The organism is Cupriavidus sp. 96C5-1, from assembly GCF_057798855.1.
On sequence record NZ_JBYOJU010000083.1, the window covers coordinates 1 to 19,985 of the forward strand.

At 63.6% G+C, this 19,985-nt stretch carries 17 protein-coding genes; 14 read left to right on the top strand and 3 right to left on the bottom strand.

Annotated features, from left to right (window positions below; genetic code table 11):
- The 7 genes from AC3FOF_RS43365 to AC3FOF_RS43395 form a co-directional block, all read left to right on the top strand.
- On the top strand, window positions 1-197 hold a 197-nt coding region (locus AC3FOF_RS43365; protein ID WP_488730180.1), incomplete at its 5' end, for a hypothetical protein.
- Window positions 198-456: 259 nt separating this feature from the next.
- The gene (locus tag AC3FOF_RS43370) at window positions 457-1,860 is read left to right on the top strand and encodes an efflux transporter outer membrane subunit (protein ID WP_276264065.1); all 1,404 of its coding nucleotides are present in this window, start codon (window positions 457-459) and stop codon (window positions 1,858-1,860) included.
- Window positions 1,861-2,094: 234 nt separating this feature from the next.
- A complete protein-coding gene (locus tag AC3FOF_RS43375) occupies window positions 2,095-4,662 on the top strand; it encodes an FHA domain-containing protein (protein ID WP_488730181.1) in 2,568 nt (855 codons plus the stop codon).
- Window positions 4,631-6,013: a beta-barrel domain-containing protein gene (locus AC3FOF_RS43380; RefSeq protein ID WP_017227017.1), complete on the top strand. Its 1,383-nt coding sequence runs from the start codon at window positions 4,631-4,633 to the stop codon at window positions 6,011-6,013. The genes AC3FOF_RS43375 and AC3FOF_RS43380 overlap by 32 nt, the downstream gene beginning before the upstream one ends.
- 114 nt (window positions 6,014-6,127) lie before the next feature.
- The gene (locus AC3FOF_RS43385) at window positions 6,128-6,880 is read left to right on the top strand and encodes a peptidylprolyl isomerase (RefSeq protein WP_488730182.1); all 753 of its coding nucleotides are present in this window, start codon (window positions 6,128-6,130) and stop codon (window positions 6,878-6,880) included.
- Between the two features lie 19 nt (window positions 6,881-6,899).
- The gene (locus AC3FOF_RS43390; protein WP_488730183.1) at window positions 6,900-9,959 is read left to right on the top strand and encodes a peptidase domain-containing ABC transporter; all 3,060 of its coding nucleotides are present in this window, start codon (window positions 6,900-6,902) and stop codon (window positions 9,957-9,959) included.
- Between the two features lie 109 nt (window positions 9,960-10,068).
- Window positions 10,069-11,373 carry a sigma-54 interaction domain-containing protein gene (locus AC3FOF_RS43395; RefSeq protein WP_488730184.1) on the top strand — a complete coding sequence of 435 codons (1,305 nt, stop codon included), beginning with the start codon at window positions 10,069-10,071 and terminating at the stop codon, window positions 11,371-11,373.
- 42 nt (window positions 11,374-11,415) lie between these two features.
- On the opposite strand, the gene AC3FOF_RS43400 is transcribed toward AC3FOF_RS43395, so the two are convergent.
- A complete protein-coding gene (locus AC3FOF_RS43400; RefSeq protein WP_488730185.1) occupies window positions 11,416-12,186 on the bottom strand; it encodes a PP2C family protein-serine/threonine phosphatase in 771 nt (256 codons plus the stop codon).
- Window positions 12,187-12,311: 125 nt separating this feature from the next.
- Window positions 12,312-12,599, bottom strand: a complete 288-nt coding sequence (locus AC3FOF_RS43405; RefSeq protein ID WP_017227023.1) for a hypothetical protein — start codon at window positions 12,597-12,599, stop codon at window positions 12,312-12,314.
- 368 nt (window positions 12,600-12,967) lie between these two features.
- Here AC3FOF_RS43405 and AC3FOF_RS43410 point away from each other — a divergent pair, with 368 nt between their 5' ends.
- The 5 genes from AC3FOF_RS43410 to AC3FOF_RS43430 all read left to right on the top strand — a co-directional run bounded on the left by AC3FOF_RS43410 (window position 12,968) and on the right by AC3FOF_RS43430 (window position 14,691).
- The gene (locus tag AC3FOF_RS43410; protein ID WP_488730186.1) at window positions 12,968-13,192 is read left to right on the top strand and encodes a hypothetical protein; all 225 of its coding nucleotides are present in this window, start codon (window positions 12,968-12,970) and stop codon (window positions 13,190-13,192) included.
- Entirely contained in the window at window positions 13,189-13,692 is a 504-nt protein-coding gene (locus AC3FOF_RS43415; RefSeq protein WP_488730187.1) for a lecithin retinol acyltransferase family protein, read from the top strand. Before AC3FOF_RS43410 ends, AC3FOF_RS43415 begins: the two co-directional genes overlap by 4 nt.
- A gap of 55 nt (window positions 13,693-13,747) precedes the next feature.
- Window positions 13,748-13,969, top strand: coding sequence for a hypothetical protein (locus AC3FOF_RS43420; protein WP_488730188.1), 222 nt, complete (start codon window positions 13,748-13,750; stop codon window positions 13,967-13,969).
- 112 nt (window positions 13,970-14,081) lie between these two features.
- The gene (locus AC3FOF_RS43425; protein ID WP_276264057.1) at window positions 14,082-14,303 is read left to right on the top strand and encodes a hypothetical protein; all 222 of its coding nucleotides are present in this window, start codon (window positions 14,082-14,084) and stop codon (window positions 14,301-14,303) included.
- Window positions 14,304-14,451: 148 nt separating this feature from the next.
- Complete coding sequence (locus AC3FOF_RS43430; protein WP_488730189.1) at window positions 14,452-14,691, top strand: hypothetical protein; 240 nt, start codon at window positions 14,452-14,454, stop codon at window positions 14,689-14,691.
- Window positions 14,692-14,968: 277 nt separating this feature from the next.
- On the opposite strand, the gene AC3FOF_RS43435 is transcribed toward AC3FOF_RS43430, so the two are convergent.
- Entirely contained in the window at window positions 14,969-15,427 is a 459-nt protein-coding gene (locus AC3FOF_RS43435) for a hypothetical protein (RefSeq protein WP_017227028.1), read from the bottom strand.
- 1,069 nt (window positions 15,428-16,496) lie between these two features.
- Between AC3FOF_RS43435 and dusA the strand changes: the two genes are divergently transcribed.
- Both dusA and AC3FOF_RS43445 read left to right on the top strand, forming a co-directional pair.
- Window positions 16,497-17,510 (top strand): tRNA dihydrouridine(20/20a) synthase DusA, encoded by a 1,014-nt coding sequence (gene dusA, locus AC3FOF_RS43440; protein WP_488730190.1) that lies wholly within the window; start codon window positions 16,497-16,499, stop codon window positions 17,508-17,510.
- 953 nt (window positions 17,511-18,463) lie between these two features.
- The gene (locus tag AC3FOF_RS43445; RefSeq protein WP_488730191.1) at window positions 18,464-18,676 is read left to right on the top strand and encodes a hypothetical protein; all 213 of its coding nucleotides are present in this window, start codon (window positions 18,464-18,466) and stop codon (window positions 18,674-18,676) included.
- Window positions 18,677-19,985: the final 1,309 nt, after the last annotated feature.

A 19,985-nucleotide genomic window follows, 5' to 3' on the forward strand; every position in this document is an offset into this window, starting at 1 on the left:
GCGCCGTGCGCGGCGGCTACGTGCCCTTCCTGCCGGTCTTCAGCGCCGTCAAGATCGACTCCACCTTCAACGCCTCGCAACTGATCGGCCAGACCCAGAACGTGGTCAACATGAACGGCAACAACGCGGCCTTCGTCGCCGACATCAAGTCGCATGTCGATTCCACCCAGAACGCCAGCAACAATATCTATCGTTGACGCCGCTGCCGTCCTCCCGGCTTGCCGGGCGGGCGGCTTTCCCTTGCCGCCGTCATGGCAGCCCAATCGAAATTCTCGGAATTCTCGGGTTGGATCGTGCCACCCGCGGATACACAATGAATGCGTAGCGTGTCGATGGCGAGCCTGGCTGCCCGCCGCGTCCTTTTTGGTTCGCTTGCGCGCGCAGGAGGCGATCGTGCCAGTCCTCTTGACCCTGTTTCCCGTGCATGGAGTGCACACGGTGGCGAAGCGCCTCCTGATGACAGGCGCCTGCCTGCTGGCACTGGCCGGTTGCGCCGACTTTCGTCCGCCGGTGTATCAGCGTCCGGAGACGCCGGCCAAGCCGGACTGGGCGCGACAGGGTTCGATCACGGTCTCCGCGTCGGACACGATCGTGCCGAACTGGTGGCAGGCGTTTCGCGATCCCTATCTCGACGGACTGGTCGACAAGGCGATCGCTGGCAACTATGACATCAAGGTGCTTGCCGCGCGCATCAAGGTGGCGGGCGCGCTGATCGGCGAGGCCAAGGCAGGCGCGCTGCCGGTGTTCGACGTCGGCGCCGGGGCAAGCTTCGAGAAGAGCACTGGACAGTCGCTGGTCAAGACATACAACCTTGGCACCCAGGTCAACTGGGACATCGACATCTGGGGCAAGGTGGAGAAGGGCGTGCAGGCGCAGGCCGCCGAATTCAGCGCCACCGAGGCGGACTGGCGTGCCGGCTACCTTACCCTGGTGGCTGACGTGTCCACCACCTACTTCCAGATACTGCAACTGGATGAACAGATCGATCAGCAGGCCAGGACACTGGCCAAAAACAAGCAGATCCTCTCCACCTACCAGGCGATGTTCCAGAATGGCCTGATCCCGAAGATTCGCGTGATGCAGCAGCAGGCGGAAATCAATCGGCTGACCAAGGACCTGCTGGAGCTGCGCCGCTCGCGCGATATCTCGGAAAATGCACTTGGCACGCTGGTGGGTGTGCCGGCCGGCGTATTCAAGGTGCCGACCGGGCACCTGCAGGAGCGCATACAATTGCCGCCGGTGCCTGCGGGACTGCCGTCGCAGCTGCTATCGCGGCGCCCGGATATTGTCGCGGCGGAATATCGGGTATTGGAATCCTACAACCTGGTGGGCCAGGCGAGGCTGGCGCAACTGCCCAGCGTCAGCCTGACAGGCCGCGGCGGCACTGCGAGCTTTGCGCTGACGGATCTGCTGAAGTCCTTCACGTTCGGCTTCATGCCTAGCATCAACCTGCCCATGCTGGACCCGAACGTGCGCGCCCATGTGAAGACCACCGAGGCACAGACCAAGGTGGCCGAGAACGAGTACGGCCGCACGGTGATCACCGCCTTCGAGGAAGTGGAGAACGCACTGGTGAACGTCGATGCGCACAAGAAGCAGCGCGTGGAGTTGCAACAACAGGTGGAGCAGTTGCGTGTGGTGGCGGCGCAGATCGATGCGCAACTGAAGGAAGGTGTGGTGTCCCAGCTCGATGTGTTCGAGGCCCAGCGGTCGCTGCTGAACGCGCAACTCGAATTGTTGGCCAATCACCAACAGATCCTTGCCGACACTGTCACCCTCTACAAGGCGCTTGGGGGCGGCTGGCCGAGCGTCGCAGTCGCCAATGCGGGCAAGGAGACGACGCAGCAGGTGTCGAAGTAGCGCAGCGGCGGCGGTGGCACCGGGCTACGCGAGGTTGCCCGGCAAGCCGGAAATGCCCCGCAGGGCGCGCAGTACGCCGCCGGCGGACGTTTGACTAGCCGCATGCGTGGCCTACTATGTCCTTAGTCAACACGTTCACGGTGGAGCGAGCCGGTACGGCTCGCTCCACCGCCATGGAGAAATGGCTTGCCGCGGCGCATGCGCCGCGGCAAGCGTTGTTGGTGGTATCGAAACATGGCGCCAGACGAAGCTCTGATTGTCGAGATGCGGGCAACGGTGGGGCAGGTGTTCGATATCGTGCTCGTGCCCGTCTCGCATCCGGAACTGGACGAAATCCGCATCAACGATAGCCTGTTCGCCGTGGGGCGCGCGGAAGCGCCTTTTACCGCATACCCTGCCGAGGTGGCGGCGGTGCTGTCGCGCCGGCATGCGCGCATCTTCTCCGAGCATGGCGCGGCCTACGTCGCCGACCTGGGCAGCAAGAATGGCACCACGGTCAATGGCGAGACCGTGGCGCAGCAACCGGCAAGGCTGCGCGACGGGGATGAACTGCGCTTTGGCGCGGCGCTGTGCTACCGGGTGTGCCTGCATTCGCGCGCACCATTGCAGGCCGAACCCCAGGTTCAGCTCGTGCTGACGCTAAGCCCGGAGCGCGACGATCTCGGGCTGCTGCCGATCGAGCTGACGGGATTTCCCTTCCTGGTCAGCAAGGCCGATGAGACGTTTTCCCGCTACAAGGATGTCTATTCCCATCAGGTCAACTACGTTTCACGGCGTCATGCGCACGTCTTCCTGAAGGGCGGCCAGCCGTTCGTCGAGGACCTTGGCAGTACCAATGGGACCTTCGTCAACGGCAAGCGCGTGGAGGATCACGCGGTCGCGCTTGGCGAAGGGGATCTGCTTGCGTTTGGCGGTAATCACTTTGTTTATCGGGTCGCCATACATAGTCAGGCAGTCGCGGACGAGACCGTCACCAGTCGTCCGGTCGTGCGGCCCTCCGAGACGGAAAGCGCCATGCAGCCGGTGGAGGGCGTGGCGGCACCCGCGCCGTCAGTGTCAGTGGCGCCGGCGCAGGATCCCGACAAGACCACGTTCGTCGCCGCGGCCGGTTCTTTCCTCGATATCTTCTGCGTCGACTACGACGCGCAGCAGGACGATGAAATCAACCGCGAGGCCTTGCCCCAGCCCGAGGGCGATGGCAAGGCGGAGGACGGGCCCCGCGCGCAGGGCAGGTTCGCACTCGTCATGGGCCGGCTCGGCAGCAGTTTCGGCGCGACCGAGCGTGCCAGCCTGAAGCGCGCGGCACGCTGGGGCGGGGCATTGGCAGCGATCGTCGCGATGCTGCTGCTTGTGCAGTATTTTCGCGGCGCGTCCGAACGCGAGATGAAGGCATTGATGGCGAGTGGCAACTACGCTCGCGCGGCGGCCGTCGCCGACGCGTATCTTGCGCGGCACCCGGAGAGCACGCAGTTCAAGGCGGCAGGCACCGAAGCCCTGCTAAGGGCGCAAGTGCCGGCATGGATAGCCCAACTGCAGTCGCGCGACTTCAACGGCGCGCAAGCGGCGCTGACACGCATGAAGGCGCTCGGCGCGCACAATGCCGATGCGCGCGGACTGCTGGACGAACTCGACTGGATCGGCAGGCTGAATCGATTCGTGGCGGGCAGGGGTGGCGTGGAGGCGCCTATCCGCATCTACGCCGACGAAGGCAGCATCCGCGCCTTGCTGAAGCACTGGAACGACGATACGCCCGCGCACCAGCGCGCCCTCGACCGCATCGCTTCCTATGTGCCGCAGTTCAGGGAGCCGTACGCAGATGCGCTCAGCTACGTGCGCAAGTTGCAAAGCGACGACTCGGTCTATCTGGCGGCCATCGACCGCCTGAACGCGGCGCTTGCCACTGGCCTGGCAGGCGATAGTCCTCAGGCCCTGCAATCGGTGCTGGCGGATTACGCGGAGAAGTACCCCAGGCTCGGCGGCATCGAGCGGCTCAATCAGGATTTGCGGCAGTACCTTGAACTGGACGCGGCAATGCGCGCACCGACGCTGGGACCGGTGATGGCACAAATGGCCAAGCCCGGATTTTCCACGCCTGTGTTCCAGGCGCGCTACCGAGAGCTGGCGGCCGGCCGCCTGCCTCCGCCGGACGTGGTAAAGCATTACGGCGAGGCGGACAAGGCCTGGCGTGCGGGAAACAGTGCCGGGACCTTTGCCGGGCTGCAGCAGATAACGACGGGACCCTGGGCCGAGGCGGCGGTCAGGGACCTGGCGCGCAGGCAAGCCGTGGCCGCGCAGTTCGCTGAACTGCCGAAGGCGCGCGGAGGCCCCGGCTTCGAGGAGCGCCTGCTGTCGTTCTACGCCATGCTGGATCCGGCCGAGGACAGCTATTTCCTCAAGGCGGTCGAGCCTGATGTGGCGGCTATCCACGACGCCGCGCTCAGGCGCGCGCAAACGCTGATGAACGGCGCGCTGGCCTCATGGCGCCAATACCGCCGCGACGGTGCGATCGGCGGCGAGCAGCGGCTCGAATCCGAGATTTCGCCAAAGTTCCGCACGCAGGCGCGCTTGCTGTCCAATGCCAGCACGCAGGCGCGGCAGGGCATGCGTATCTACGCGCAGCTGAAAGTCGGCGATACGGCGCAGTGGAGCCAGGTCCAGGCGGACATCGATTCGGAGTCGGCGTTGCAGCGGCGTTCCTTGCAGGAGTTGCGCATGGTGCTGAATCCTGCCTTGCTCAAGGCCAAGCTTGCATTGATAGGGGGGGAGGGCGATGAAGGACGACGGCCGGGACAATCGCCTTAAGCCGCTGGCTGAGGCGCTGGAAGATCACAGTGCCGAGGGCATCGCCATTCTCAGCGCGGAGCCCTGGAAGCTGATGCAGCTGTCCGTGCTGGTCATGGTCTTGCTGGTCCTGTGCGCGCTGGTGTGGGCTTTCGTGGGCCATGCGGATGTGATCGTGACCGCCGACGGCACGCTGGCGCCCGAGTCTGAAGTACGGCGCTTCTACGCACCCGTCGACGGGGAGCTGGCGGATCTCTACGTGGCGGAGGGCCAACCGGTGTCGAAGGACGATGTGCTGGCGCGGCTGAATGCGCGTGGCGCGATCGAAGCCGCCACCAATGCGCTGGAAGCGCAGCTGAAGCTGCAGGATTCCGAGCGCGAGTGGAAGCAGTTCCCCGACAAGAAGCTGTTGATGGAGCGCAAGGCCGCGGCGCTGAAGCAGCAGATCGAAGTGGCCGAGCGTCTCCATGAGACCCGGACGGCGGAGGGCACTACCCGCCTTGCGGAGCAGCAGCGCGCGCAATTGCAGCAGGCGCGCAGCAACCTGGACAGCGCGCGCCGCGCCCGCGATTTCGCCCGCCAGGAGCAGGACAGGTATGCGCGCCTGTTCGCGCTGCCCGGCGGTGGCGGTGTCTCGCAGTCGCAGGTGGAGTCCAAGCGGATCGCCGCGGTCGAGGCGGAGAATGCGCTGCAGATTGCCCAGTCGCGGCTCACCGAGCTGGATTCCAAGCTAAGCCAGGAGTTCAACCAGGCCACCGTGCAGCTCGAAGGCAGCAGCCAGGAGTTGACCAACCTGCGCATCCAGTATGACGCCGCGTTGCGCGAGATCAGCAACACCGAGGACAAGCTGCGCCTGCAGGTGCAGACGGCGCGGCTGGTGGCCGAAGCGGCGGCGCGCATCCGCTTCGAGAATATCGATAAGGACAACTTCCTGCTGATCCTGGCACCCGTGGCCGGGGTGATCACGGATGTCAGTTCCACCCAGCGCGGCGACAAGGTCCAGGCGAATGCGCCGCTCGGCGGTATCGCGCCAAAGAATGCGCGCCCGGTGCTCAAGATCGTGATCGCCGAACGGGATCGCGCTTTCCTGCGCGAGGGCCTGCCGGTCAAGCTGAAGTTCAATGCCTTTCCCTATCAGCGCTATGGCCTGATCAACGGCACGCTCGATTACATCGCGCCGGCCACCAAGCTGACGGGCCAGAACAAGCAGCCGGTGTACGAGGGCCGGGTCAGGCTGTCGCAGGACTATTACCTGGTGGCGGGCAACCGCTATCCGTTGCGCTATGGCATGACCGCCACGGCGGAGATCGTGGTGCGCGAGCGCCGCCTGATCGATCTGGGGCTGGATCCGTTCCGGCAGGTGGCCGGCTGACATGCGCATGGCGCGTGCGGCGGCGCGGGGCGGCCGAGGGGATGTGCCGGTGGCCGGGCGCCGGCGGGCAGGGTGTGGTGCAAAGAGCGGGAAAAAGATCAAGGAGCAGACGAGATGACAGCGATTGTGCGGGTCGACGACGAAGTCATCGGCGTCGAGGAGTTTATCCGGGTCCTGAAACTCACAGGCCAGTTCGAGGGGCTGATCGAGCAGATCGTCAGGGACAAGCTGACGGTGCACGCGGCGAAGAAGCAGGGCATCGCCGTGTCGGCGGACGAGATCCAGGCGCGCGCGGATCAGTTTCGCCGCGTGCAGGGCTTGCACCGCGCCAAGGAGATGAACCATTACCTGGACGTGCTCGGCGTCAGCCTGGATGAGTTCGAGGTTTTTGTTACCGACAGCCTCTATCAGGAGAAGATGCTGGCCGAGGTGACCAGCGACGAGGCGGTGGACGCCTATTTCAAGCTGCATTCGCCGAAGTTCGACAGCATCGAGGTCAGCCATATCGTGGTCGATGCCGAAGGCACGGCCAAGGAGCTGATTTCCTATCTGCGGGACGACCCCGGCAGTTTCGCCGAGATGGCGCGCGAGCACTCCATCGCGGATACGAAAGAACAAGGCGGCGCGATCGGCAAAGTCCTGCGCGGTTCGCTGAAGACCGACATCGAAGCCAAAGTGTTCAACGCCGCCGAAGGCGACCTGCTGGGGCCGTTTCCCTCGCAGGACAAATCGTTCTTCGAGATCTTCATGGTGAGTGCCAAGCATCCCGCAGTCCTCGACGCGGATGTGGCGGCGGAGGTGCGCCGGCGCCTGCGCGAAGACTGGCTGATGGCCAGGGCGCAGGAACACGTCATCGAAGCGCGCTAGGTGCGGGGGGGTGAAGCATATGGAAGCCAGCTCTGACCTGCAGCCGCTCGCCGATTTCCTGTCGGGCGTGGAGATACTCTCGCCGTTCTCGCGAGAGGAACTGGAGTGGCTGGCTGAGCATGCGCAAGCACTGTCCTATGGCTTCGGGGAGACGGTCTGCGACGCGGGAGAGCCGGCCGGTGGCCTCTTCGTCATCAAGTCGGGCTCCGTGCGCATCTTCAACGAGGAAAACGGCAAGGAGGTGAGCCTGGGCGTGCGCAAGGCGCGCGAAGTCTTCGCCGATATCGCCATGCTGCGAGAGTACCGGCACGAGTCCTCGGTACGCTCTTCGGGCAAGACCGAGCTGCTGTTCATCCCGCGCAGCGTGACCGAAGCCATGCTCGCGCAGAATCCGGCCGCCATGGCGTTCATCTCCAGCTATGTCGCCATCAGTTCGGCCGGCGGCTTCGTCGCGCGTCTGTTCGATCTGCGCGGCAAGCTCGACAAGGGCGAGCTCGAGGAAGCCGTGCGCAGCGTGGGCGTGAAACGGGTCTCGGCCGGCAAGGATATCCTGAAGCAGGACGCGCGGGAGGATCGCCGCCTGTACGTGGTGCGGCAAGGCGAGGTGCGCATCGTGCGCATCGAGGAGGGCGTCGAGTATCCGCTGGCGACGCTGCGCCAGGGCGACATCTTTGGCGAGCGCGCCTGCGTGATGCGGCAGGAGCAGATCGCCTCGGCCATCGCCGGCACGGATGCCAGGCTGCTGGTGATTCCGGAAAAGACCGTGCAGCTGATCCTGGAGCGCAATCCCAAGCTGCGCGAAGTGCTGGAGGAGCGGATCCGTTTTATCGACCGCGAGCTGCATCGGCAAAAGAAGATGGCCGAACGGCGCAAGCGTCCCGTCATGCTCGACCTGCGCTCGAAGCCGGAGTTCGGCGAGCGGGTGATCCGCCGTTTCGCCCTGGTCGAACAGGCCGAGGAGATGGATTGCGGAGCCGCCTGCCTGGCCATGATCTGCCGCCATCATGGCATTCCCATGACGCTGGGCAAGCTGCGGGAACTGGCCAACGTGACCACCCAGGGTGCCACGCTGGACAGCCTGGCGCGCGCCGGCGAGTCGCTCGGTTTCACCACGCGGGGCGTGCAGTGCACGCACGATTCCCTGCTGGGCTTCGCGCTCCCGTTTATCGTGCACTGGGAAGGCTATCACTACGTGGTGGTCTACGGCGTGTCGAAGCGCTGGGTATGGGTGGCCGACCCGGCTCTCGGCTTTCGCAGGATGCGGACAGAGGAGTTCGAGCGCGGGTGGAGCGGCACCTGTCTGCTTTTCACTTCCGGGGAGAGCATGGCGCAGCTGGCGGTGGCGCGCTCGCCCTGGCTGCGCTTCATTGGTTACCTGGCGCCGTACAAGCGGATTCTTGCGCACCTGTTCCTGGCGACCTTTGTGATCCAGGTGCTGGGGGTAGTGCCGCCGCTGATCATCCAGAACATCCTTGACGGCGTGGTGGTGCACCAGAACGTGGGACTGCTGAACCTGCTGATCCTGGGGCTGATTGTCTCCAGCGTCTTCTCGCAGCTGATGAGTACGGTGCGGGCCTATCTCGCCAACTTCATGGTGCGCAATATGGATTTTGCGATGATGTCGCACTTCTTCAAGCACACCTTGTCGCTGCCGTTTTCCTTCTTCGCCAAACGCAAGACGGGCGATATCTTTGCCCGTTTCCAGGAGAACCAGACCATCCGCGCCTTCCTGACCGAGTCGACGGTGACCACCGCGCTCAACCTGCTGATGGTGTTTATCTACTTCACCATCATGTTTCTCTACAACGTCAAGATGACGCTGGTGCTGATCGCCTTTGTGATCCCCATCGCGGCTTTGACCGTGATTGCAACGCCCAGGGCCAAGGCCTATGCGCGCGAGGTGTTCACCACCTCGACCGACGCCAGGTCCTACCTGATGGAGACGCTGAGCGGCGTGGAGACCGTGAAAGGCATGGGCATCGAGCGCCCGGTGCGCCTGAAGTGGGAGAAGAAGTACGCCAAGGCGCTGGAATTGCAGTACAAGGCGCAGGCTTTTCACATCCTGGTCGGGCTGGCCAGCCAGTTGCTCAATGCAGCGACGACCATTGCCGTACTGTGGGTTGGGGCCAACCTGGTGCTGCAGCGGGAACTGACCATCGGGCAACTGATCGCCTTCAATGCCTTCATGGGCAGTGTGCTGGCGCCGTTGATGGGGCTGGTGGCGCTATGGGGCCAGCTCAACGACGCCGGCGTGGCCATGGAACGGCTGGGCGACGTGCTGGACCTGGATCCGGAGCAGAAGCCGCAGGACCTGCCGTCGCGCGTGATGCTGCCGGACCTGCAAGGCGAGATCAATCTGGAGGGCGTCTATTTTCGCTATGGCGGCAACGAAACGCCTTACGTGCTCGAGAACATCAGCTTCAGTATCAAGCCGGGCGAACTGCTGGCCATCGTCGGGCGCAGCGGATCGGGAAAGACCACCCTGGCCAAGATGCTGGTGGGCTTCTATGCGCCTACCGATGGCAAGGTGACGGTGGACGGCTATGACCTTGGCGTGATCGACAAGGAGTATTACCGTGCGCAGATTGGCTACGTGATGCAGAGCAACCTGCTGTTCTCGGGCACCATCGCCGAGAACATCGCCTGCGGGGACGATAGTCCGGACCGCCGCCGTATCGAGGAAGTGGCAAAGATGGCCGATGCCCACGCGTTCATCAGCAAGCTGCCGCTGGGCTATGAGCAAGTGGTTGGCGAGCGGGGCATGGGACTGTCCGGCGGGCAGATACAGCGCTTGTGCATAGCGCGCGCGCTGTATCACGATCCCCGCCTGCTGGTCTTCGACGAAGCGACCTCGGCGCTGGATACCCAGTCCGAGAGCAATATCCTCGGCAATATGCAGGAGATCCTGCGCGGCCGCACGGCCGTGATCATCGCGCACCGCCTGAGCACCATCATGCGCGCGGACAAGATCCTGGTGCTGTACGAGGGGGCCATCGCCGAGCAGGGGCGGCATGAGGAACTGCTGGAGCGCAAGGGCATGTACTACCAGCTGGTGCAGAAGCAGCTGAGCGCGGCTTGATCGCGGCTTGAGCGCTGCCGCACTGCCTGCTTCCTTCCGGCCCGGAGCACCGGGGCTTGCACGTGTCGATGGGACGCGATGAGGTAACGCAAGGCGTAGGGAGCGCGACATGAAGCTATTCAACCAGGGCGGCCTTGCCGGCTCCGCCATCTCCTACGCCGGGCTGATCGAGAAAATCGAGATCCTGCGCTCCACGCTGCGCTGGGCATCCAGGCTGGAGCGCGCGGAGATCGAGAAACTGCTCAAGCAGGCGACAACGCTGCGCGACGAAGTGATGCAGCTGTCGCACAAGGAGCGTTTTGTACAGGCGGCGGTGGCCGAGACGGCCCCGGCCGACCTTGCGCCACGGGAGCGCCGCCAGGCCCTGCTGGAGCGCAGCTTTATTTTCGAGGGCACTTTCGGCGACAACCCCAAGCTGCTGGAGGCGCTGGAAATCGCCGAGAAGGCCGCGCCGACCGACCTGCCCGTGCTGATCGATGGCGAGAGCGGTACCGGCAAGGAGTTGATGGCCAAGGTGATCCATGCCAATGGGTCCCGAACGGACAAGCCCTATATCTCGGTGAACTGCGGCGCGATTCCCGAAAACCTGATCGAGTCGGAACTGTTCGGGCACAAGAAGGGGGCTTTCACCGGCGCGTCTGCCGATCGCCGGGGCAAGTTCGAGAGCGCGCATACCGGCACCATCTTCCTCGACGAGATTGGCGAGCTGCCGCTGACCGGGCAGGTCAAGCTGCTGCGCGTGCTGGAGTCGCACGAGATCCAGCGGGTCGGCTCCGACGAGACCATATCGGTCGACACGCGCATCGTCGCGGCCACCAACCGCGACCTGCGGCGCCTGAGCGATGAGGGCAGGTTTCGCGAGGACCTGTTCTACCGGCTCAGCGTGATCCACGTCACGCTGCCGCCGCTGCGCGAGCGGCGCGACGAGATCGGCCTGCTGGTGGCGTATTTCGGCGACGAGGCGGCCGGTACGCTGAAGCGCCGTCCCGTCAAGCTGACGCCACGCCTGCGGGATTTCCTGATGAACTACGCTTATCCCGGAAATATCCGCGAGCTGCGCAACCTGATGTACCGGATCTCCTGCCTGGCCGGCGACACGGCCGATCTCGAACACCTGCCGCAGGATCTGCGGCCCAAGTCCGCAGCGCCCGCCATGGCGGCAGGCGGCTCGCCGCCCGGCGGGGCCGATGCGTCGACGGCCGCTTCGCTCAGCGAAGCCAAGCGCGCCGCCAGCGATGAAGCCGAGCGCGCATTCCTGGAGCGCGGGTTGCTGGAAGTGGGCGGCACCGTGGCGGAACTGGCCAGGCGCTTCGACATGAATCGATCCCACCTGCAGATGCTGTTGAAGAAGCACGGCATCCATTCCAAGGACTTCCGCAACCAGGGTACTGCACAGGGCGGCAAGGCGAGATAGACGGTTTTGCGCCCAGCGTGCCTTGCGCAGGCGCGCTGGGCGCTACAGCGCTGGATTGACCATGGTCTTGTCGGCGCTGTAGAGGTCTTCCGCCCGCGCCACCACCACAGAGATATTGTCGTGGCCACCCCGGCCCAGCGCCGCCGTCACCAGGGCCTGGGCAGCCAGTTCGCAATCGCCGCAGGCCAGTATGCTGGCGATCTCCGGATCCCTCAGTTCATTGCTGAGCCCGTCGCTGCAGAGCAGGAAGATGTCGGCATCGGCCACTTCGACCCAGGTCTGGTCCAGGTCCAGCGTGGCATTTGCGCCGACGGCGCGGGTGATGGTGTTGTGGGCCGGATGATGAATGGCTTCCTCCGCCGTGATCAGGCCGCGTGCCTTGAGTTCTTCCACTCGGCTGTGGTCCCGGGTTAGCTGCGTCAGGTGCGCGTCGCGGTAAAGATAGATACGGCTGTCGCCTGCCCAGAGGCAGCCGCAGAAGCGTTCGCTGGCCATCAGCACCACCACGGTGCTGCCGATGCGGCGCACCTGGCGGCGCGCCGCTTCCGCGAGAAGTTCCCGGTTGGCGTCCTGCAAGGCGGTTCGTGCATCGTCCAGCAGGGTCTCGACGCTGCGGGGCGGGCCCAGCCTGGCCAGCATTTCCACGACGAGATTGCTGGCATAGTCGCCCACTGCGTGGCCGCCCATGCCATCGGCCACGGCCCACAGTCCGCGCTCGGGTTGCGCGAGGCAGGCATCTTCATTGCGCTCCCTTACCAGGCCGACATCGGAGCGAGCCGCCGAGGTCCAGCGGAATTGCGATGCACAGGTCACGATCATCTCCGGTATTCGGGCGAGCAGGGCGCACGGCCGCCATGCCGCGGCGCGGGAAACGCCGGCGTGGCGGCCGGTGCGTGGCCGGACTGTGCAGGGGGCCGCGCTGATTGCGCGTGGCCAGCTTACATCCGTCCGTTGTTCCTTGCCCCCTGTCCCGCTTGCACATTGATGTTCGCGCCAGGCGCCGTATTGCGAACGTCGATGTTCTGGAACTGGTTAACCATCTGATCAGCATAGAAGCTGTTGTTGATCTCGTAAAAGTTGACGGAGGGGCCGACACTCGGCGTTGCCGGGGCGTAGGGCTGAATCCAGCCGAACACCCAGGGGGCGCCGCCGCCACGGATGGCGGCCATAGCCTGCCCGTCCAGCGTGCGGTTGGCGTAGAGGTCTTTGATGGTGAGCGCCGCCATGATCGGTCTCCAGTGCGTGGAATGGGATTCGGGCCGTCTTCGGTCCGGTCGGTGGCTTGTCGCCATGCTTGCATGGAGCAAAGCGCATGCCAGCGGTCGGCCGATTCTCATGCATCGGCGCAAGTGCCTGATTTTGCTGGCCTCGCGCCGCGTGCCAGGCAAAATCCGGCCGACCGCGTGCTGTCCTATCGCCGGCACCGTTGGCGTCTCGCCAACAGCGCCGAGCCGTATGGTGGCCGCAGACCATCGCTTTGGGGCCGGCGGACGGAGACGTTGCCGCTCGCTGCGTGCCCCCTGGTTCGGGGCACAGTTGCAGCGCTCTTGTTGATGCTGCTTCCCCGATACACGTAGTCAATGGGTCCGCTGCAATGCCGTGGCGCCATGCCGTTCGTGGCCTGATGGCGGCGCTGGACCAACACATTGAATGGCCTGCTGTTGGTGGTGCTGCAACGGTTTCTCCGGCCCAGGCGGGCAATGCTGCCTGCAATCCTTTGTCGCGCCTGGGACTGTGGCGCATGGCACGGTTGATGCGCATGGATGGCAACGAAGCGGGCATTGCCTGCGGCAAGCAAACAGATCAGAGGCAGCCATGAACCACCAAGAACAACAAGGCCATGCGCAGGCCAACCCGCGGCAAGGCGCCGATGCCATTGGCACAGGCCTGCCGCTGGGAGCACACCTGATCACGGAGCGCCGTGGCTACGCCCATCATGGCATCTACATTGGCGCAGGCAAGGTGGTTCACTACGCCGGGTTTGCCGGATCATTGCATCGCGGCCCGGTGGAGGAGATCACGCTGGACGCCTTCGCGGTTGGCCAGCCGGTCAGCGTGAAGGCCAATCCCTGCGCGAGGTATGTCGGTCTCGAAGCGGTGGCGCGCGCATGCTCCCGCCTCGGCGAAGACAATTACCGCCTGCTCACCAACAACTGCGAGCACTTCTGCACATGGTGCCTGTTTGGCGAAAGCCGCAGCGAGCAGGTGGAAGCGTGCCTGCACCATCCCTCCAGGGCCGTGCACACCCTGGCCAACCTGCTCAGGACTTTTTTCGAATCCGAATGGAAGGGCGGGCACTTCGGTGCCCGCACTGCATAGGCACGGCGCCCCTTCGCGGGACAAAGGCAGCGCCAAGGAAGCAAAGGAGACTGACATGCAAGCGAGCGGAATATCCCTGCGCAGGCTGATCGACAAATGGCTGGGGTCGAACCTCGCGGCCCCCGCGCGCATCACGCGCTTGCGCCGCTCGCTGACTTGCCGCGGCGGCTGCGTGCGGGTGGACGTGGCACGTCCCTCGGGGCCGGTATCGATGTTCTTCTTCCGCCACGACGACGGATGCTGGTGCGTGTTCCCGCCGTCGCTCAGGCTGGGCTGAGGCTGAAAACGCAACGAGCCATATCCTTATGGAGGGATAGGCGTCCGAATCTGGCCATGCACGGATCTGTCCATCTATGATGACCTCAGGCACACCGAAGAGGAGTTGCAGCATGGAGCGACAATTCGAATATGGCGGCTACGCCATAGTGGCCCGCGCGGTGCCTTCGGCCGCCGGTGGGTTTACGGCGATGGTCGTCATCGCTGACGCTTTCGGCGAAGCCTCGCAGCCTTCGTTTGCGGAGGAGGCGGGCATTGCCGAGACGGCCGAAGCCGCCATTGCCCTCGCTGAAGCCGCCGCCATGCGCACGATTGACGCTGGACAGGTGAACTAGCCGCAGTTCGATCTGGCGCCGTTTGCCATTGCCCCCTGAGAGCCTGCCCGCGCACACCAGCCGCATTCTGCTGGAAACCATTGCTTACATTCGCCGAATGGTGCCGTGCCTATGCTGATCGGAGGCGCATCCTTGATCGGAGAGACTCATGAAGCCCACACTTGCACTGCTTGCCATTGTTACCGTGCTGCTCGGCGGCTGTGTGGTCGCTCCTTATGGTGGCGAGCATCGTGGCGGCGGCGGGTACTACGGCGGCGACGCGCGGGAGAACCGCGACAGGGACCAGGGTGGCCGGGGCGACCATGGCGACCATGGTGACCGGGGCGATCGCCGGGATTCTGGCGATGACCGCAATCGAGGGCCGGGCGGCGGGCGGGACCAGTACTGAGCCTCCACGGCCCGGCAAGCGCGCGCTTGCTGGCTCCGGTCCCGGGCCCAGGCCCTTCGATGCAAGGGGCAGCGCATTCATCGGTATGAGTCTGTCACGCGTCGCCGGATAGAGCGTGGGCGTATCGCCGGAATCCAGGCGCAGATGAGCGGGCCCGGTACCGGGAGCAGGGCGATGAACGCGCTCGTCTTGGCGGTCCGGCTGCGCCGGTCTTTCGCTTCGCTGCGGCGCCGTCCGCTGCGTCGAGGCCTGTTTGAGCCTGTGGGGGAGCGGTTGCCTACGGCGGGGGACGTTTCTTTGTGGGCGGCGGGGTGTCATCGGCGCCGGGGCTGGGAGAGAGGCGAAGAGCGCGCTCAGCGGCAAGCTGTCTGGCTAACCGCCTGACCAGGCCACTCAAGGGGCTCTCGGTGTCAAGCTGCGCCCGGTTGCAGGTCCGCGCCGTTATGATTGCCAATGCCTGAATGCGCGCACCTTCAGCCTTTGCAATTGCCAGGCGATATGCTTCTCTGGAGTCGGCGAGTGCCCGGGCGAGGCGTGCCTGCGCGCTAGCGATCACTTGAGGATCCTTCGGCGCCGCGTTTCTCAGCGCCGCGTAGAACTGTGACTCGGCCTCCTCGTTGGCCTGCTGAAGCTCGTTCCTGGCGTCTCTAGCCGCATGCTCGAATTTTTCCTCGGCCTCCTGAATCGCGTCAGCCTGTGCCTCGGTTGACCCGGATGTATCCGCCGAATCGCTCATGCTTCTCCCCTGTCCTGTTGGGGACAGTATCTATCCTCGATACTGGGGTCAGAACCCCCAACTGAGGGGGTTCGTTTGTCCGCGGGCGCAGGTGCGGGGCGGTGGCGACGCCCATGTCGATGCCGCAGATACGGTGTCAGGCCGCAAGCATGTCCACCTCGCTGCCTGGAAGGAGCCCTTCCTGAAGCCCTTGGCGTCACCGCGCAGGCTGCGGCAGAATCCGAATGTCTTGGTTTCGCGGCAGATCGTGGAGATACCTCCGCCGCTGAGGCACCTTTGTTTGCAATCAGCAGCTTGCCGAGCCGGTATGCTTCGTGCGAATCACCTTCTCCGATCTGGATAACGTCATGAAATCCCTTCTCGCATTGTTTGTTGCCTGCGGCGCGTTGCTCAGTGGCTGTGTGGTAGCGCCCTACGATGACGGATACCGTGGCGATCGAGGCAACGGCTGCCCTCCTGGCCAAGCGAAGAAAGGCAATTGCAGGGTTGATCAGTACGACAACGAGTCGTTCTGCCCCCCAGGGCAAGCCAAGAAGGGCCGCTGCTGATTTCAATTCGCCTATGCGTTGATTCTGCCGAGGCTTCGTCGGCGAAGCCAGGCGTACGGATCCGGCCCGTGCTTCTTCCAGCGCACCAGCGCCGGCCTCAATCGTGTGGATCACCAACAACGCGGCGGTGATCGCAGGCAACCCGCCCAGCGGCACGGGCTCATCCATTGGAATCTGGCCCAGCGGGTAACCCCAGGCGTGTGATGGCAAAGATCGAGGCGCGGTGCGCCAGGTGGTTGCCGGCCGTCTGCGGCTGCACTCCCAGGCCCTGGGTAATCGGGAGATATCCCGGTTGCCTGTCAGCGGCCGCTCTGTGTACACGAGCTTGCCACTCTCATACAGGCGGATATTGGCGGTGTAACCTATACTCTCGTCCTTTCGCTCGCGCTGCGTGATTGTTCCATGATGCCAGTGCTACGCCGTAGCACTTGGGTGCATAAACAGGCCCAAGCAGTCAAGAGTGAGCGGAAACAAGGCAGACTAGAAACAACCGTAGAACCCAGTACCCAAGCCGTTCTCCAATGAATTCAACCCCTCGCCGCATCTCGGTTGCACCGATGATGGATTGGACTGATCGCCACTGCCGCATGTTTCACCGGCAGTTGAGCCGCCATGCATGGCTGTACACGGAGATGGTGACCACCGGCGCTCTGCTCCATGGCGACGTGGCGCGCCACCTCGATTTCGATGCGGCGGAACAGCCCGTGGCGCTGCAACTTGGCGGAAGCGAGCCTGCTGACCTCGCCGCAGCGGCGAAGCTGGGAGAGCAGTGGGGCTATGTCGAGGTCAATCTGAATTGCGGATGCCCTTCCGAGCGTGTGCAGCGAGGTGCCTTTGGCGCTTGCCTGATGGCGGAACCTGCCCTGGTGGCGGATTGCGTGAAGGCGATGCGCGATGCGGTATCGATTCCGGTGACAGTGAAGCATCGTATCGGCATCGATACCATCGATCACTATGATTTCGTCCGTGATTTCGTGGGTACCATAGCTGAAGCGGGCTGCAAGACCTTCATTGTCCATGCGCGCAACGCGATCCTGAAAGGTCTGAGTCCTAAGGAGAATCGCGAGATTCCGCCGCTGCGCTACGAAGTGGCATACCAGCTCAAGCAGGAATTCCCGCAACTGGAAATCCTGATCAACGGCGGCATTGTCACGCATGACGAGATGGACGAGCACCTGGCGCACGTCGATGGCGTGATGATTGGGCGCGAGGCCTATCACCAGCCATATGTGCTGGCGGACATGGATGTGCGTTTCTATGGCGCGCAGACGCCCGTGCCTTCGCGGCAGGCGGTTGAGCTGGCAATGCAGCGCTATATCGGCGAAGTTGTCGAGCAAGGGGGCTATATGGGAGCCGTCACTCGCCATATGCTGGGCCTGCATCGCGGCATCCACGGCGGCAGGGGCTGGAGGCGGGTATTGTCGGACGCGCGCCGCATGCACGCGGCGCGTACGCGTGCGGCGGTCGATGCCTTGTTTGAGGAGGCACGCGCGCACTTGCAACCGGGCGGCGAGCAACCCCTCGAAGTGGCTTGAGCGCCACGGCAGGAAGGGTGGATTCGGGGTGCCGGACATCCCGGCTGGAGCTTTTCCTCTAACTTCGAATACTGTTTTTGTGCGCTTGGGCCGTGGCGGGGCGCTGCGCGCACTTGTGCGGACCGGCGAACCGCTTTCCCGCTATGGCAAAGGGATTCCCCTAATTAGTCAAGCCGGCCACAACTTCTTACACTGTGCCTGCCCTCGAATACAGGGTTTTCTTCAACTGATTATTAAGCCCGCCTTGTGCGGGCTTTTTTTTGCCTGGATGGCTGTTGTCGCGGGTCATCCGGTGATAGGGGGGCATGCGTGGGCGATTTCCATGGCTGATTTGCTTCCATCGGCCGCCCTCTGTTTACCCGGATGGTACGGATGGCAAATGACAGATAGATTAACGATGCCTTCAGGGCATTTGAGATCGCTAATTCAAGGGCCCGCGAAGCGGGCTCTTTTTTTCATGAGCGGTCTCACTTATCGATCGTGCGTGAGACGCCTGCGTCGACGGTGCCGTAGGCCGTGATGCTCGACTCCCGGCCATCGTTGCCTGGGTTGGCACACCCGCCGAGGATTGCCAGGAGCGCGCAGCTTGCCGTCAAGCTCCACAAAGTTTGTGTCATGGTTTCCTTCTAATCGGGCCGCTTAGTATCGCTGTGTTGAGTATTGAGTTGTTGCGTCCGGGTTTGGTTCCTAGGAGATTGCAATCGTCGCTGATGCGGCAGGCGCAGTGTTCCCGGCGGCTAGCCGGAAGATGATCGGGCAGGGCGGCAGTTGATGCGAGCGATGGACGCGATCCCGTCTGTCGCTCGTGCGACTGGTGGCGGATGCAATTGTTTGCAGTCTTGCGCGCTTCCGCGGTCTACGCTTGTCAGCAGTCCCGGCCGCCATTGGTCTTCCTATCCGAGGCAGGCGCGCATGGTGGCTTGGCAATGTGATCGATGGCGTTGGAGGGGATCATGCATCTGGCAGAGGCCTGTTACTTGCAAGGGAAGCGCAGGCTAATCCTGTGTCGCGCATTGCTCTTGATCGCGCCTGCCGGTATGTTTGCGGCCCGGTGGATGGGCTTCGATGGCACGACCCAGGGTGTTATCTTCCTCGCCGCGATCGTTCCGGGCGGCTGGCTGTATCTCGATGCCGTGGCCAGCGAACACCTGCGCCACCGGCGATAGCTCCGTTGCTGGCAAATCTCCGATGACCGCGCCAACCGCTCCGGTGCTGATCTGCCCTTGCTGCCATCGTGCTTCGCTGTACCCCGTCACGCTTGCCCTCTCCGATATCCTTGCTCAGGGAGGGCGTGGTGGCCCTCTGCGTGCCGTGCAAGTGTGGCTATGTCCTGCCTGCGGCGAAGGCGTCATAGCCGACGATGTCCTGCGTTGGGTGCTGGGTACCGAATCCGCCGGCGACAAGCCGGCTGCTGCATAGCTGGCAAAACTCTCTTGTGGTGTCGGGCTTCCGGTTGTGATCTGGTGTGTCGTAGCCCCTGGGCCTGGGCTCGGGGCGGTTGATGCTTTGTTCTCTCCCGGCTTTGCTCTAGCATGGAGTCGTCAAGGTTTCCTTGCATCGGGCACGGGAGGTAGCTATGGCAAAGTGCGACTTGAATGGGGATTGTTCCGTTAGCGAGTGCGCCGCCACGGCGGTGGCAGTCGGCGCGTTGGCGATTGGCGCGCTAGTCGCTATTGCCTGCCTCTGCTGCTCGCGGCGTGGAGCGGCGGGAAACGCCGATTCGCCTAATGGAAGTCATCGCTGAACTGTTCGGCGAGGGCTTCTGAACTCTTGAGCCGGTTCTTCTTTCCTGTGTCGATATCTATATTTTTAGATGTGGCTCGGCGTCTCCTGGTCGATCGTTCCCACCATCCTCGACACCTTGCTGCAGGACAAGGGTGCAGCCAAGTCACGGGGGCTATGATAGCTATGCTCAAGATGCGTAGGCTCAACATCGTGGTGTTGCAGGCATACGGTCAAGCTTGAGGCGGGCGCGGGTGGATGGCTCCTCCCTATGCAGGTCCCCGTGACGCTTATAGAGCACCTGGAGGTGCCCGCAAGGATCATTTCGGAAAAGCCTTGCCAGGACCGGCGGAGTCCCTTAAGATTCGCCCCCTTCGCCACACAAAGACCGCTGCAACGCAGACGGGACAAGGGTTGCGGGGGTTGGCAGGGGAGGTTGGCGAGCGGAGTTCAGGCGCCGGCCGCAGCAAAGAAAGTTTGCGAAACCTGTTGACGAAACGATGATCACGCTTCATAATCTTGTTTCTCTGCTGCAGACAACGCAGCGACGCGGTAAGCAAAGCGAGCCGCGGCCAGTTCTTTAACAAACAAACAACCGATAAGTGTGGGCGCTTGATAGCGGATGCGGAAGACTTCGGTCTTTTAGCTTACAAGTTATAAGTGCTCGCACAGTAAAACATGTTGGTTATGTCTTCGGACGTAGCCAGTCAGTTTTCTGAGAGTGAGCGACCGCTCGAAAGAGCGAGATTCTTC